Annotated in this window: 16 protein-coding genes and 2 pseudogenes; 15 read left to right on the top strand and 3 right to left on the bottom strand. The window is 46.4% G+C overall.

What is annotated here, in order from left to right; all coding sequences use genetic code 11:
* The first annotated feature begins 18 nt into the window (after positions 1 to 18).
* Positions 19 to 411: a DUF421 domain-containing protein gene (locus R5H20_RS18490; protein WP_006638857.1), complete on the top strand. Its 393-nt coding sequence runs from the start codon at positions 19 to 21 to the stop codon at positions 409 to 411.
* Positions 412 to 468: 57 nt separating this feature from the next.
* Positions 469 to 873 carry a YugN-like family protein gene (locus tag R5H20_RS18485; RefSeq protein ID WP_006638856.1) on the top strand — a complete coding sequence of 135 codons (405 nt, stop codon included), beginning with the start codon at positions 469 to 471 and terminating at the stop codon, positions 871 to 873.
* Here the strand turns inward: R5H20_RS18485 and R5H20_RS18480 are convergent.
* Both R5H20_RS18480 and R5H20_RS18475 read right to left on the bottom strand, forming a co-directional pair.
* Positions 870 to 1,853 carry a potassium channel family protein gene (locus tag R5H20_RS18480; RefSeq protein ID WP_006638855.1) on the bottom strand — a complete coding sequence of 328 codons (984 nt, stop codon included), beginning with the start codon at positions 1,851 to 1,853 and terminating at the stop codon, positions 870 to 872. The genes R5H20_RS18485 and R5H20_RS18480 overlap by 4 nt on opposite strands.
* Positions 1,850 to 2,104 (bottom strand): hypothetical protein, encoded by a 255-nt coding sequence (locus R5H20_RS18475; protein ID WP_006638854.1) that lies wholly within the window; start codon positions 2,102 to 2,104, stop codon positions 1,850 to 1,852. The genes R5H20_RS18480 and R5H20_RS18475 overlap by 4 nt, the downstream gene beginning before the upstream one ends.
* A gap of 196 nt (positions 2,105 to 2,300) precedes the next feature.
* On the opposite strand from R5H20_RS18475, the gene R5H20_RS18470 reads away from it, so the two are divergent.
* The 7 genes from R5H20_RS18470 (at position 2,301) to R5H20_RS18440 (ending at position 6,568) form a co-directional block, all read left to right on the top strand.
* Positions 2,301 to 2,525, top strand: coding sequence for a YuzI family membrane protein (locus R5H20_RS18470; protein WP_006638853.1), 225 nt, complete (start codon positions 2,301 to 2,303; stop codon positions 2,523 to 2,525).
* A 96-nt stretch (positions 2,526 to 2,621) separates the two neighbouring features.
* The gene (locus R5H20_RS18465; protein WP_006638852.1) at positions 2,622 to 3,299 is read left to right on the top strand and encodes a zinc metallopeptidase; all 678 of its coding nucleotides are present in this window, start codon (positions 2,622 to 2,624) and stop codon (positions 3,297 to 3,299) included.
* A 76-nt stretch (positions 3,300 to 3,375) separates the two neighbouring features.
* Positions 3,376 to 4,638 (top strand): hemolysin family protein, encoded by a 1,263-nt coding sequence (locus tag R5H20_RS18460; protein ID WP_373870141.1) that lies wholly within the window; start codon positions 3,376 to 3,378, stop codon positions 4,636 to 4,638.
* A 188-nt stretch (positions 4,639 to 4,826) separates the two neighbouring features.
* A complete protein-coding gene (locus R5H20_RS18455) occupies positions 4,827 to 5,612 on the top strand; it encodes a GH12 family glycosyl hydrolase domain-containing protein (RefSeq protein WP_006638850.1) in 786 nt (261 codons plus the stop codon).
* A gap of 87 nt (positions 5,613 to 5,699) precedes the next feature.
* Positions 5,700 to 5,846, top strand: coding sequence for a hypothetical protein (locus R5H20_RS18450; protein WP_236834934.1), 147 nt, complete (start codon positions 5,700 to 5,702; stop codon positions 5,844 to 5,846).
* An 87-nt stretch (positions 5,847 to 5,933) separates the two neighbouring features.
* Complete coding sequence (locus tag R5H20_RS18445) at positions 5,934 to 6,335, top strand: secondary thiamine-phosphate synthase enzyme YjbQ (protein WP_006638849.1); 402 nt, start codon at positions 5,934 to 5,936, stop codon at positions 6,333 to 6,335.
* Positions 6,308 to 6,568, top strand: coding sequence for a nitronate monooxygenase (locus R5H20_RS18440; RefSeq protein WP_006638848.1), 261 nt, complete (start codon positions 6,308 to 6,310; stop codon positions 6,566 to 6,568). The genes R5H20_RS18445 and R5H20_RS18440 overlap by 28 nt, the downstream gene beginning before the upstream one ends.
* 255 nt (positions 6,569 to 6,823) lie before the next feature.
* On the opposite strand, the gene R5H20_RS18435 is transcribed toward R5H20_RS18440, so the two are convergent.
* A complete protein-coding gene (locus R5H20_RS18435) occupies positions 6,824 to 7,561 on the bottom strand; it encodes a protein-glutamine gamma-glutamyltransferase (RefSeq protein ID WP_006638847.1) in 738 nt (245 codons plus the stop codon).
* Positions 7,562 to 7,734: 173 nt separating this feature from the next.
* On the opposite strand from R5H20_RS18435, the gene R5H20_RS23660 reads away from it, so the two are divergent.
* The 6 genes and pseudogenes from R5H20_RS23660 to R5H20_RS23640 all read left to right on the top strand — a co-directional run bounded on the left by R5H20_RS23660 (position 7,735) and on the right by R5H20_RS23640 (position 13,957).
* A complete protein-coding gene (locus R5H20_RS23660) occupies positions 7,735 to 8,037 on the top strand; it encodes an MCP four helix bundle domain-containing protein (RefSeq protein ID WP_238548709.1) in 303 nt (100 codons plus the stop codon).
* A pseudogene (locus R5H20_RS23655) lies at positions 8,012 to 8,734 on the top strand (cache domain-containing protein); the annotation flags it as partial. The gene R5H20_RS23660 and the pseudogene R5H20_RS23655, both read left to right, overlap by 26 nt.
* Before the next feature lie 42 nt (positions 8,735 to 8,776).
* On the top strand, positions 8,777 to 9,727 hold the full coding sequence (locus R5H20_RS23650) for a methyl-accepting chemotaxis protein (protein ID WP_373926331.1): 951 nt from the start codon (positions 8,777 to 8,779) through the stop codon (positions 9,725 to 9,727).
* A 129-nt stretch (positions 9,728 to 9,856) separates the two neighbouring features.
* Positions 9,857 to 11,842 (top strand): methyl-accepting chemotaxis protein, encoded by a 1,986-nt coding sequence (locus tag R5H20_RS18425; protein WP_006640609.1) that lies wholly within the window; start codon positions 9,857 to 9,859, stop codon positions 11,840 to 11,842.
* A gap of 129 nt (positions 11,843 to 11,971) precedes the next feature.
* Positions 11,972 to 12,964, top strand: a pseudogene (locus tag R5H20_RS23645) (cache domain-containing protein); the annotation flags it as partial.
* A 42-nt stretch (positions 12,965 to 13,006) separates the two neighbouring features.
* The gene (locus tag R5H20_RS23640) at positions 13,007 to 13,957 is read left to right on the top strand and encodes a methyl-accepting chemotaxis protein (protein WP_411859082.1); all 951 of its coding nucleotides are present in this window, start codon (positions 13,007 to 13,009) and stop codon (positions 13,955 to 13,957) included.
* The last annotated feature ends 78 nt before the right edge of the window (positions 13,958 to 14,035 follow it).

Here is a 14,035-nt window from a genome sequence, read left to right as displayed (position 1 = left end):
AAAACGGTAGGAGCTGCTTTGATCTTTATCATCGTTCTGTTGTTGATTGAATACTTGAAAATGAAATTCGATTTTTTGGAAAATGTGATTTCTGGAAAGGCTGTAGTGTTGGTCGAAAATGGAGCACTCAATCTGAAAAATCTTAAAAAGCACAGGATGACCGTTGATCAGCTAGAAATGAGGCTGAGAACGCAAGGCATCTCCAAAATGTTTGATGTGAAAAACGTAACGCTGGAATCAAACGGTCAAATCGGCTATGAATTAACAGATGAGGCAAAACCGCTAACCGTGGGTGAGTTCAAAAATTTGCTGCAGCTCCATACCTCAGCCAAAAGCGCATCCGCAGACGACAACCTGTTCAAAGAAATTTCCGAAGGCCACCCGGAAAGCCATGACAAGCAATTGCAATGAAGATCCGCATGAATTTTTTCATACAGGACAGTCTAAAAAGCAAAAAGGAGTTTTTACATGATCAGCATCCCTTCCGACATAGAAAACCGTTCTTTTTCACTTTATCATTTGGAACAAACGCTGAAGCCGCTCGGTTACGTCATCAGCGGAGGCTGGGAGTATGACCGCGGCTTTTTTGATTATAAGCTCGATGATTCTGACGGATATCTTTTCTTGCGTCTTCCATTTGAGGCTGAAGACGGGCAGCTTGATTCACAGAATGCAACGGTCAAATTGGGCCGGCCGTTTCTGCTCCGCCATGTCTACCAGGAAGCGCTCGACGATCATGTGATACAGGGAAACTTCCGGGCATCTTTTGACCAATTTGCAGAGCCGAAGGAAAAAGACGCCGATATTCCTGATGTGTATCAGGACCTGGGGCGTTCTACCGTAAAAGAGCTGGAAAAAGCACTCTTATTCTAAAACGACAGCAGCTTATCCGATTTCTTGACCGTATAAGAAAAAGAAGGCGGCAGAATAGGGCCGTCTTTTTGCTGAACACCGACAATGAAAATATCGTCCTTCATAAAATGATGGACAACCTCTTTAAAAGTATTGCCCGCCATCCGTTCGGGAACGGGAATGGCGTGGATTTTCAAGTGAATGTCGGCTTCCTGAAAAATCGGCTCAGGAAGCTGACTTTTTATGAGAAAATGCTGGAGCATTGCCGTTTTCAAAAGCTCCGCCGTACTGATGATTTGATTGGCTCCTGCCCGCTCGGCATTTTTTCTTTGTTTTTCCGTTACGATTTCGACCACGCAATAAACGGAAGGATTGAGCCCTTTTACAGCAAGCAGTGTCAAGATCGACTGCATATCCGCGTCCGCTTCGTTTTTGTGCTGGTCGGCGGTGATAAACACGATCTCGGCCTCTTCAATGTTGGCTTTTTTTAAAACAGCATCATCTGCTGCATGTCCGCGGATGAAATGGATGTTTTCCATGAGGGGGCCCTCCCTTAATGTTTCGTCGATCAGCACGATCGTTTTGCTAGCATCGGCGGATTGCAATGTCCGCATCAATTTATTGGCTTTTTCATTCCAGCCGATCAAAATCATATGGCCGCTGCCCCTATAATGCACCTTGCCTTCCGTATAGCTCTGCTGTTTGCTGAACGCGGCTGTTGCCATCGTCGCGAAATACGCCGTGACAAATGCCGCTCCCAATAAAATAAGCAGCATGCCGACGGTTTTCCCCAAGGGAGTTTTCGGTACAAAATCGCCGTATCCGACCGTAGAAACCGTGATGAGCGCCCACCAGATTCCTTCAAAGACATTTGGAAATTGATCAGGCTCCACCAATGAAATCAGCTGACCGAACAACACGATCAATAAAAGAATGATGATTGCAACGCGAAGATATAACGGCCACCTGAGCCATGCGATAAACACGCGGTTTGATTTCATGCTTTTTCACCATCTTTCAAAAGAGAAAACGACAATATTTCTTTTATGATCGCGTTTAATTTTTGATTGATGCTTTCTTTCCCGTACTGCTCGATCGCATGCCTGATGATGTCAGCCGTTTCATCTTCATAGTCAATCAGCGGCTCGTCTTTTTCCGATTCGTTGTAAAGCAGAATGAATGCATCGAGTCCTTCATTCATTTTGTCTATTGCCGTGCTTAATTGTTCTTTTTCTTGATCTGTTACTTTCACCGTGCCACCACCTGAATGAACTTTTTAAACAGTATGTCCCTCTTTTGCAAAAAATTTTCAGTGAATAACGATCCGCGCGTAACGGACAATAAATAGGAGTTCACTCTCCGAGTCCGTCTGATTTTTTAGACGTCCGGGCATATTGAATCTTGTCTTTCCATACACTTTTACAAAACGGGTGAGGGATGAGAGACGCATGTCCTGTTTGACGAGACTCATCATGATTTTCATTGGCGGCCAGCTTATGGCCGGGGCGTCCGTTCAATTTATTTTTGATTTAAATGCCGTTCATCATTCTTCTGACGGGGTTTTTTGGAGGGAATTTTTCAAGGAGCTGATCATGAGGCCGCCTTTATATGTGATGATATCAGGGATGGTGTTTTTGTTTGTCGGGGTCTGTTTCCCGCGAAAAAGCAGGTAATGCACTTTTCTGTACAAAAGGGAATCCCTCACATAAAATATATAATAATATTATGATCAAACCATTTAACATAAGAGGGAAGATGATTGCATGAGCATGATTTTTTACTTGTTGACATTTGCTGCATTAGGTTTGTCGATTTGGGCACAATTTAAAGTAAAGGGCAACTTTGAAACATATTCGAAAGTAGAGGCTTCAAGCGGGAAAACTGGAGCTGAAGTGGCCAGACAGATTCTCGATCGAAACGGCCTTTACGATGTACCGGTTGAGCCGGTAAGAGGAACCTTGACAGACCATTACGACCCGACAACACGCGTCGTGCGCTTATCTGAACCTGTATACTATGGCCGTTCGATCGCATCGGTATCCGTTGCGTCCCATGAGGTCGGACATGCCCTGCAGCATCAGGAATCATACGGCGCACTTGTTTTAAGACATAAAATCTTTCCGATCGCGAATTTTTCTTCAGGTGTGGCGCCCTTCTTGTTCCTTGGCGGCATGCTGCTCGGAAGCTTTAATCTGATCGGCCTCGGCATCATTTTGTTTTCAGCGGCCGTATTCTTTCAGCTCGTGACATTGCCGGTTGAATTCAACGCAAGTTCAAGGGCAAAGAGGATCATCGTTTCAGAAGGGATGATCCGCAACACGGAAGAGCGAGGCGTAAGCAAGGTGCTTGATGCCGCGGCCTTGACGTATGTCGCCGCAGCGCTTGTTTCATTGTTTGAATTGCTGCGCTTTGTGGCGATTTTCCTGTCCGGTCGTAATAATGATTAACCTTTAGTCAGAGGAGGTGACCCCTTACCATGTTTGGTAAGGGTTTTTTTTGAATATCTTGAATATCATACTCGTCATGCTTTTAATTGCGGCCACAGCCTTTTTCGTCGTCGCCGAGTTTGCAATTGTTAAAATCCGCGGCACAAAAATCGATCAATTGGTGGAGACCGGGGATACGCGGGCGATTGCAGCCAAAAAGGTGATTTCAAATCTTGATGAATATTTGTCAGCCTGCCAGCTTGGCATTACCATCACCGCTCTGGGGCTCGGCTGGCTCGGGGAATCGACGTTTGAGAGAATCATTCACCCGCTATTTGCATACATCGGCGTTCCTGAAACCGTTTTAGGAATCGCATCGGTTGGGACGGCTTTTGTCGTGATTACGTTTTTGCATGTCGTGATGGGAGAACTTGCGCCCAAAACGATTGCGATTCAAAAAGCGGAAGCCGTCAGTTTATGGACGGCAAAGCCATTGATTGTGTTTTATAAAATCATGTTTCCCTTCATTAAGTTATTAAACGGCTCAGCCCGGGCCCTGGCCAAGCTGTTCGGTTTTCATTCGGTGCGGGAGCATGAAGTGGTGATCAGTGAGGAAGAGCTGAGGCTCATGCTTTCTGAGAGCTTTAAAAAGGGAGAAATCAACCAGTCTGAATACAAGTACGTCAACAAGATCTTCGAATTTGACAACCGGCTGGCGAGAGAAATCATGGTGCCAAGGACGGAGATCGCGGTGATTTCTTCAGATGAGCCCATCAAAGATGCGATTGAAACCGTGATTAATGAACGCTATACGAGATATCCGGTAATTAAGGATGATAAAGACCATATTATCGGCATCATTAATAGCAAGGATTTATTTAAAGCGTACTTTCTTGATCAGTCAATTGAAATGTCCGAGCTCATGAGGCCCGTCATCAGGGTGATTGAAAACATCCCCATCCAGGAGCTTTTGATCCGGATGCAAAAAGAACGCATCCATATGGCGATCCTTGTGGATGAATATGGGGGGACTGCGGGCCTTGTAACCGTTGAAGACATTTTGGAAGAAATCGTCGGGGAAATCAGAGATGAATTTGATCAGGATGAAATGCCGCACATCATTAAAAAAGGCGAGAATCATTACATTATGGACGGCAAAGCGCTCATTGACGAGGTGAATGACCTGCTTCACATTGCGATCGACAATGAAGAAGTAGATACGATCGCCGGCTGGCTCCTCACACAAAAAATGGAGCTGAAAAACGGCGATGTTTTTAAGACTGAAGGGTGCGAATTTAAAATTCTTGATGCGGAAGACCATCATATTCGCTTTGTTGAAATCAAAAAAACAGATTTTTAAATGGGATGACAGCTGCCGGGATGCCGCGGCTGTTTTTTTTAGTTCTATAGCCATTGGTTATTTCTAAATGATGGGGAATGTCTGAAAGATAAGAATATGTATCCATGAGATTTCATGACTTTTTACGAATGTGCCCTTGTCCATTCTTTTTTATAATAGCATGTGTACATAAGAGGAGGTTAACACACGTGAACAGACATCATTCGATCAGATCTTTCCTGCTGGCCGGCTTCACATGCGTCATGCTTTTTGCGCTTCCGCTGACGGCTCTTGGCGCTTCTTCATCAACCCCGTCCGATAAAATGTATATTAAAAACAATAAATATTACATATTCAACAATGTATGGGGAGCTGATCAAGTCAGCGGCTGGTGGCAGTCCATCTATCACAACAGCGATTCTGATTTAGGCTGGGTATGGAATTGGCCAAGCAGCACCAGCTCGGTCAAGGCTTATCCGTCAATCGTGAGCGGCTGGCACTGGACTGAAGGCTATACGCCGGGAAGCGGCTTTCCGACCCGTTTGTCAGAGCAAAAGAATATTATGGCAAACGTCAGCTATTCAATCAGCGCGAGCGGAACGTATAATGCCGCATATGACATTTGGCTGCACAAAACAAATAAAGCAAGCTGGGACTCGGCTCCGACAGATGAAATCATGATTTGGCTTAACAATACCAATGCCGGCCCGCTTGGTTCATATGTGCAAACCGTCTCGATCGGCGGCCATAAATGGAAGGTGCACAAAGGCTATGTTGATGCAGGAAACGGAAAAGGCTGGAATGTTTATTCTTTTGTCAGAACGTCAAATACTCAAAGTGCAAGCTTAAACATCCGCCATTTCACAAACTATCTGTCAAATCAAAAGAAATGGCTTGATAAATCCAAGTATGTAAGCAGCGTGGAATTCGGCACAGAGGTGTTCGGAGGCACGGGGCAAATCAATATTTCCAATTGGGATGTGAATGTCCGTTGATTTTCAATCACCGCACTTTTCAAAAGGGCGGTTATCGCTGGAGCGTATGAGCTGATTCTTCCGGAGGATCCGCAAATTTTCGCCTATTTGCGCAAGCTTGGCACCGAGACCGCGGTCGTCATGGTGAATCTCAGTCCGCATTCGGCATTCTACCGGCATCCCGCTTATCCCTTATCAAGTGCCGGGCTGCTAACCCCAGCAACAGCTGACTTCCTTGATGATGCAGCCTTATGAAGCACCCGTTTACCTATTTTCCAAACAGGAGATCAACAACTTATAGCGAATTGAAGAAATGGCAGCTAAAGAAAGGAGCAGATTCAGATGCTGAAGAAAATCACCATTCAGACGAACCGGCGGGATGAAATGATCGATATCACGGAGGAAGTACAGCGGTTTATCAGTGGAGAGGAAGTGTCAAGCGGTGCTATTGTCGTCTATTGTCCCCATACGACGGCGGGCATTACGATCAATGAAAATGCCGATCCCGATGTAAAACGGGATATGCTGAGACGGTTTGATGAAGTGTATCCGTGGGAACACCGGCTTGACCGCCATATGGAAGGAAATACGGCGGCCCATCTGAAAGCGAGCACGGTCGGCGCGTCCCAGCACATCATCATTGAAGACGGAAGGCTTGTACTCGGAACATGGCAGGGAATTTACTTTTGCGAATTTGACGGTCCCAGATTGCGGACTTGTTATTTCAAAATCATAGCCGGCTAAAAAGGCTCTTAAGAAGCCGATCATTCAGGCGCCGATGGCTGGCGGGACCGGCGACGCTCCGGCTCGCCGCAGCCGTTTCCAATAACGGTGGTTTAGGAAGCCTTGCCGCGGGATATCTCACTCTGGAAGCGCTGAAAAGGCAGATCGAAGCAACAAAAGTGCTGACATCAGCTATATTTCAAGTCAACCTTTTCATCCCGAAAAAAGGGAAAACGTCAGTCAGAAACGGCTGAATGACTGGATGGGAACAATTCCTTTATCACAGTCTGCAGAGCCTGTGACCGGAGAGGGACAAGACTGGAACGATTTTTACGATAAAATAGAGCTTATTCACTTTTGGGCTGCCTCCCGCGGATGCCGTTGCCGAACTGAAAAAACTGAACTGCTGTTTAATCGGCACCGCGGTCATTATGGTGCGGCCAGTGGGGCGATCCGCCGTCAGGGAAACAACGGTAAAAAAGCTGATGGATCACTTGTGCCCGCACGCATTATCGAATCATCTGGGATAACGCCGGAATATCGACCCGTGTGACTTGGGTAAGGAGATGAGCGGACGTCTGCGCACCCGGCTTTCTGAGCCGGTTCAGCTTTTCAATGATGCTTTCCGCACTCAGAATGCCCAAGCCGTGTGCCGCATATTGATTATTTCCCAAATAAATGGCGTTTTCCCCGCGCCATTGGGGTCTTTCCGGATCGAATTCGGGATTTTTGAAATACAGGCAGTCTCCAGGCAGAAAATCGTTTCCTTTTTCGGTGTAGATCGGGAGTTTCTCATAATGCCAGTCATACAGAATGATTCTTTGATAATTCCGGTCAAATGCTTGATCGCCGATTGTTTTGAGCAGCGCCATATAAAAGATGATGACGATTGCAGTCGCGCATTCAAACGCGTAAAGAGAGCCGCTTCCAAAAATGTTTTTAATCGCATGGGAAGCGGACGCTCTGTACTTCAGTTCCAAAGCTCCTTCAGGCGACACCCTCCAGAACTCCTCATTGCCATATGTTTTTGAAAAGGTGGCAAACTTTGCTCCGCTGTTGATCAGCGCTTTTGCCGATTCGACCGTATTCTCTCTGAAGGTTAGTTCAAATAGAAGCTCGCCGGATGTGCGGTATCTATATTGGGAAGGCATTGAAAGCATCTGATTGACAATGTCCTTTTGAGTCCGGCTGATGTTGAATTTCTCAGCATCCTCGGGGCGAAGCCAATATCCTGAAATATTGATCATGAAAAAGCACCCTTTTTTCTTTTTTTATTATCGTATGCCTACAGCTTGGGCAGGGGAAACGGCTTTCTTGATAAGGCGTTTTTTGAAAATTACTTTTTTTCTTTTTTTGATGTAAAAACAAGGCTGCCCTCCGATATTAAATGAGTAAAAAAGAAAAAGGGGCAATGGAAAATATGAAAAAATTATTGGATTGGATCAAGCGTCCGTCTATTTCAAAAAGATTAATATTTTCATTTATATTGGTTTTGACAGTTCCGATTCTCGTTCTTGCGGCAAGCTCGTATTATACGGCCAGCAGCACGCTGCATGATGAAATCATGAGAAGCGCCAAGGACAATGTGGATGAATTAAATGACATCATCAATCAAAATGTCGGCAGCAAAGAAACCGATGTTGCCTATTTTAGTGAATGGATCAATCAGAACGCTTACAAAGGAAAAGGCCTGACCCCTGACCGCTTTAAAAGAAAAGTTTGAACAGTATGCCAAGCAAAACAAGGATGTTGAGCTTGTATACACAGGATCTGAAAAAAGCGAATATGCCCAATATCCGAATGTCAAGCTGCCGAGCGGATATGACCCTGTGAAGAGGGATTGGTATAAGCAGGCGGTTGAGAAAAAAGGCCAAACGGTCATCACAGAACCTTATCAATCTGCATCAACAGGACATATGGTCATCACCATCGCTAAACAAACCGATGACGGCGCGGGTGTTGTAGCGCTTGACATGAACATCGATCAGCTGATTGAATCCGCAAACGGCGTCAGCATCGGGAAGCAGGGATTTGCATTTATCTCAAGCGCTGACCAAAAATACGTTGCCCACCCGAAAATCAAGGCAGGTACTGACCTTGAAAGTGATTTATCTGCGGAAATGTACAGCAAAGACAAAGGAATGTTCAAATATACGGATCAGGACAAGGAAAGAGAAACAGCTTTTACGACAAACAAGCTGACAGGCTGGAAGATCGGCGGAACGATGGTCACAGATGAAATCACAGCTGCGGCACAGCCCGTTTTCAACATGGCTGTGATCATTTTAGCCGCGGCGATCGTGCTGGGAGGCATACTTGTCTACTTCATTGTCCGCGCCATCAGCAAGCCGTTGAATCAGCTTGTGTCGTCTGCAAAGAGCATCAGCAACGGCGATCTGACACAGACGATCGAAGTCCGCTCCAAAGACGAACTCGGCCAGCTTGGCACAAGCTTTAACGAAATGGCGGAATCGCTGCGCTCTTTGATCAGCGCGATTCAGGAATCGGTAGAACATGTCGCCTCTTCGTCTGAACAGCTGACAGCAAGCGCAGATCAGACGAGCAAGGCGACAGAACATATCACACTGGCGATCGAGCAATTCTCAAACGGAGCCGAAAGCCAGAATGAAAAAGTCGAGACAAGCTCGCAGCAGCTCAATCAAATGAACGGCAAGCTGTTTGAAGTGACGGAAGTGTCAGAAGCGGTCACAGAATCATCGATCAAATCAACGGAAATTGCCGAAACCGGCGGAGAGCTCGTGCAAAAAACCGTCGGCCAGATGAATTCAATCAACCAGTCAGTCAAACAGGCCGAAGGCGTCGTCAAAGGACTTGAAGCCAAGTCGAAAGACATTACAGCCATCCTCCGCGTTATTAACGGAATTGCCGACCAAACGAATCTGCTGGCGCTGAATGCCGCAATCGAAGCGGCGCGCGCCGGGGAATCGGGCCGGGGATTTTCTGTTGTGGCTGAAGAAGTGAGAAAGCTCGCCGCCCAATCTGCCAGTTCGGCCAAAGAAATTGAAAGCTTAATCCAGGACATCGTCAAAGAAATCGAACATTCGCTCACCATGTTCCAATCGGTCAATTATGAAGTGCAGTCAGGCCTGAACATTACCGAAGACACCGAGGCGAGCTTCAAGCATATTTATGATATGACAAATGAGATCGCCGGCGAGCTGCAAACGATGAACACAGCGGTCGAACAGCTCTCAAAAGGCTCTGAGGAAGTATCGGAAGCGGTCGAAGAGATAGCCGAAGTTTCAAAAGAAAGCTCGGCAGGCATACAGGATATCGCCGCATCAGCGGAAGAACAGCTGGCATCAATGGAAGAAATCAGCTCATCCGCCGCCACGCTTGAACAAATGGCTGAAGATCTGCGCAACCTGACGAAAAAATTTAAGATTGAATAAAAGAGGAAGCTGCCAGTCAGCTTCTTTTATTTTGAAAATTTTTTGAAATACTTATAAAAGTTTTTTTATATACAAAAAGATGATAAAGCTCCGATATTAGTTTCATATCACGAAAAGGAGTTATCTAAAATGAAAAAACTACTGGACTGGCTCAAACGCCCGTCTATTTCCAAAAAGCTGTTTTTAAGTTTTCTAGTGGTTTTAACGGTACCGATTTTAGCGCTGTCCTACAGCGCCTATCAGACGGCGGGGAGCACCCTTGAAAATGAAATCATGAGGAGCGCCCGCGATAATGTCGAACAATTAAATGAAATCATTGATCAAAATATCGGAAAAAAAGAGCATGCGGTGACATATTTCGGCGATTGGGTCAATGAAAAGCTTTATCAAGAAAAAGGCAATGCTTCATTGAAAAAAAAGTTTGAGCAATATGCGAAGCTCAATCAGGATGTCGAAGCCATCTACACAGGCTCAAAAGACGGTTTGTTCGTCCGCTATCCTGAAGAGAAGATGTCAAGCGATTATAATCCGGTTGAAAGAGACTGGTATAAAAAAGCCGTCGAGAAAAAAGGGGAAGTGGTTGTTACAGATCCTTATGAGACCGCTTCAACCGGAACGATGGTTGTCACGATTGCCAAACAGACGGCGGACGGCTCGGGAGTGGTTGCCGTCAACATGAAAATAGATGACCTGATTCAAACGACAAAGCGCGTCAATATCGGAAAAAGCGGATTTGCGTTTATTTCAAGCGCCGAAAAAAAATACGTCGCCCATCCGAAAATCAAAGCCGGAACGGCAGGTGAAGGCGATTGGGTAAAGCAAATGTACGGCAAAGAAAACGGCGTCTTTACATACACGTTCGAAGGCAAAGAAAAGCAAATGGCTTTCACCACCAATACATTGACCGGCTGGAAGATCGGCGGAACGATGTTTGCAGATGAAATCACAGAAGCGGCGCAGCCGGTGTTCAACATGGCGATGATCATCCTGGCTGTGGCGATTATTTTGGGCGGCATTCTCGTCTACTTTATTGTCCGGGCCATCAGCAAGCCGTTGAATCAGCTTGTTTCCTCAGCGAAAAGCATCAGCGGCGGGGATTTGACCCAGCAGATCGAAGTGCGTTCCAAAGACGAATTCGGCCAGCTGGGCGTGAGCTTCAACGAAATGGCCGAATCTTTACGCTCGCTGATCGGCGTCATTCAAGCATCGGTGGACAATGTCGCCGCTTCATCGGAAGAGCTGCATGCAAGCGCGGCGCAGACAAGCAAAGCGACAGAGCATATTACGATAGCGATTGAACAATTTTCGGACGGAAACGAAAGCCAGAAAGAAAAAGTGGAAGCAAGCTCACACCAGCTGAATGAGATGAATGACGGGCTGCATGACATGTCCAAAACATCGGCCGCCATTACCGACGCCTCTCTGAAATCAACCGAGATTGCCGGAAAAGGGGAAGCGCTCGTCCAAAGAACGGTCGGCCAGATGAATTCAATCGACAGGTCTGTCAAACAGGCTGAAGCAGTCGTCAAAGGACTTGAAGCCAAATCAAAAGACATCACAAGCATCCTGCGCGTCATTAACGGGATTGCCGACCAAACCAATCTGCTCGCGCTGAATGCCGCGATTGAGGCGGCGCGCGCCGGAGAGTCGGGAAGAGGCTTCTCGGTTGTCGCTGAAGAAGTACGGAAGCTGGCGGCCCAGTCGGCAGGATCGGCAAAAGAGATCGAAAACTTAATTCAGGAAATCGTCAAAGAAATCGACAACTCGCTGAACATGTTTCAATCGGTCAACCATGAAGTGCAGTCAGGACTTGCTATTACTGATGAAACAGAGTCAAGCTTCAGAGCGATATACGATATGACAAATGAGGTTGCCGGCAAGCTGCAGACGATGAATGCCGCGGTCGAGCAATTATCACGAGGTTCACAGGAAGTATCAAGCGCTGTCGGGGAAATAGCAGACGTTTCCAGAGAAAGCTCAGCAAGCATTCAGGACATCGCCGCATCAGCGGAAGAACAGCTCGCTTCTATGGAAGAGATCAGCGCATCATCCACAACGCTGGCCGAGCTGGCTGAAGAACTGCGTGATTTGACAAAGAAATTTAAAATCGAATAACCAAACACCCGGATTTTATATCCGGGTGTTTTTTGATTATTTTGAACGATAAAAAGTTAAAAAATACATATAAAAATTTAAATAAGAATCCGATATTAAAGATATAAAAGAAAAGGGGTCAACAAGGACATGTCAAAAATTATAAATTGGGTCAAACGTCCCTCAATCGCAAAAAAATTAATTCTTTCATTCTTGTGTATATTAACCGTTCCCATAATAATACTTTCTTATAGCGCCTATCAAACGGCAAGCAGCACGCTTGATACTGAAATTATGAGCAATGCCCGGGAAAACGTGGAACAGCTCAATGGCATCATCGACCAGAATATCAGCCAGAAGTCGAGAGCCATCTCTTACTTTAGCAGCTGGATTAAAGAAAGTGCATTTAAAGAGAAAGGAAACGCCTCTTTAAAAGAAAAATTTGAGCAGTACGCCAAGCTGAATGAAGATGTTGAAGGCATATTTGCCGGATCGAAGGACGGGCTGTTCGTCCGTTATCCGTTTCAAGAGATGCCGAACGGCTATAATCCCGCAGACCGGGACTGGTATAAGAAAGCCGTTGAAAATAAAGGCAAAGTCGTGGTCACAAATCCTTACAAGACAGCTTCAACCGGAACGATGGTCGTCACCATCGCCAAACAAACGGAAGACGGCTCAGGAGTCGTGGCCGTCAATATGAAGATTGAAGCGCTGGTTAAAGCGACAAAACGCGTGAAGATTGGAAAAAAAGGCTATGCATTCATAACGAGCGCCGATAAAAAGTTTGTAGCCCATCCGACAAAAGAAGCGGGCACAGAAGTTGAAGACAGCAGCTGGTCCCAGCAGATGTACGCAAAAGAAAAGGGAACGGCGAAATTCAACCTGGACGGCGACAAGCAAATGGCTTTTGCGACAAATAAGCTGACAGGCTGGAAGCTTGGCGGAACGATGTATACCGAGGAAATCAAGGAAGCTTCCCAGCCGGTCCTGAACGCCGCTCTGATTACATTGGCTGCAAGTATAGCGGCGGGCGTCATCCTGATGTTCTTTATCATCAGATCGATCACAGGTCCGTTGAAGGAGCTTGTTTCTTCAGCGAAAAGCATCAGCGGCGGAGATCTTACGCAAAACATCAACGTCCGTTCCAAGAATGAGATTGGGCAGCTTGGCACGAGCTTTAATGAAATGGCCGAATCTTTGCGCTCGCTGATCAGTGTGATCCAGTCATCTGTTGAGAATGTGGCGTCTTCCTCAGAGCAGCTGACGGCAAGCGCGGATCAGACAAGCCAGGCGACTGAGCATATCACAATGGCCATTGAACAGTTTTCAAACGGCAATGAAAGCCAAAGCGAGAAAGTCGAAACAAGCTCACATCAGCTGACAGACATGAACCACCGTCTGCTGGACATGTCGAAAGTCTCCGCAGCCATCACGGATTCATCGGTTCATTCGACGGAAATTGCCGGAACAGGCGGAGAGCTTGTCCAAAAAACGGTTGGACAGATGAACTCAATCAATCAATCCGTGAAACAGGCCGAATCTGTCGTCAAAGGTCTTGAAGAAAAATCAAAAGATATTACGGCGATATTGAGGGTCATTAATGGCATCGCAGACCAGACGAATTTGCTCGCTTTAAATGCCGCAATCGAAGCTGCAAGAGCGGGAGAAGCGGGCCGAGGGTTTTCAGTTGTCGCTGAGGAAGTGCGGAAACTTGCTGAACAATCGGCATCCTCAGCAAAAGAAATCGAAGGTCTTATTCAGGAAATCGTCGAGGAGATCGGAAAATCGCTCGACATGTTCCAGGCGGTCAACCGTGAAGTACAATCAGGACTCAGCATCGCGGACGAAACAGATAGAAGCTTTAAGCAGATTTATGATATGACAAACAAAATTGCCGGTAAGATCAAATCGATGAACACAGCTGTTGAACAGCTGTCAGCCGGGTCCCAGGAAGTCGCCGGCGCCGTTGAGGAAATTGCAGAAGTGTCAAGAGAGAGCTCCGGAAGCATTCAGGATATTGCCGCTTCGGCGGAAGAACAGCTCGCCTCCATGCAGGAAATCAGTTCTTCTGCGGCAACGCTTGAACAAATGGCCGAAGAGCTCCGAGATTTAACGAAAAAATTTAAAATCGAGTAGCTCAAAAACAGCTGCCGGCTTTGCCGGCGGCCTTTATCCATAAAGGAGGGCAAACAAGGAACCGCCGTCCATTGTATA

The sequence above is a fragment of the Bacillus sp. KICET-3 genome (assembly GCF_033261025.1).
Classification (GTDB): Bacteria; Bacillota; Bacilli; order Bacillales; family Bacillaceae; genus Bacillus; species Bacillus sonorensis.
Note: the sequence above shows the minus strand (reverse complement) of the source record. Positions and strands in the feature narration are given on the sequence as shown.

Excerpts from the sequence above, each read along its gene's own strand:
- R5H20_RS18460 (WP_373870141.1), top strand. The coding sequence starts at position 3,376 with ATGCTTTTAATTGCGGCCACAGCCTTTTTCGTCGTCGCCGAGTTTGCA.
- R5H20_RS23650 (WP_373926331.1), top strand. The coding sequence starts at position 8,777 with ATGGCGGAATCGCTGCGCTCTTTGATCAGCGCGATTCAGGAATCGGTA.
- R5H20_RS18465 (WP_006638852.1), top strand. The coding sequence starts at position 2,622 with ATGATTTTTTACTTGTTGACATTTGCTGCATTAGGTTTGTCGATTTGG.
- R5H20_RS18435 (WP_006638847.1), bottom strand. The coding sequence starts at position 7,561 with ATGATCAATATTTCAGGATATTGGCTTCGCCCCGAGGATGCTGAGAAA.
- R5H20_RS18470 (WP_006638853.1), top strand. The coding sequence starts at position 2,301 with ATGTCCTGTTTGACGAGACTCATCATGATTTTCATTGGCGGCCAGCTT.
- R5H20_RS18445 (WP_006638849.1), top strand. The coding sequence starts at position 5,934 with ATGCTGAAGAAAATCACCATTCAGACGAACCGGCGGGATGAAATGATC.
- R5H20_RS18485 (WP_006638856.1), top strand. The coding sequence starts at position 469 with ATGATCAGCATCCCTTCCGACATAGAAAACCGTTCTTTTTCACTTTAT.
- R5H20_RS23660 (WP_238548709.1), top strand. The coding sequence starts at position 7,735 with ATGAAAAAATTATTGGATTGGATCAAGCGTCCGTCTATTTCAAAAAGA.
- R5H20_RS18480 (WP_006638855.1), bottom strand. The coding sequence starts at position 1,853 with ATGAAATCAAACCGCGTGTTTATCGCATGGCTCAGGTGGCCGTTATAT.
- R5H20_RS23640 (WP_411859082.1), top strand. The coding sequence starts at position 13,007 with ATGGCCGAATCTTTGCGCTCGCTGATCAGTGTGATCCAGTCATCTGTT.
- R5H20_RS18425 (WP_006640609.1), top strand. The coding sequence starts at position 9,857 with ATGAAAAAACTACTGGACTGGCTCAAACGCCCGTCTATTTCCAAAAAG.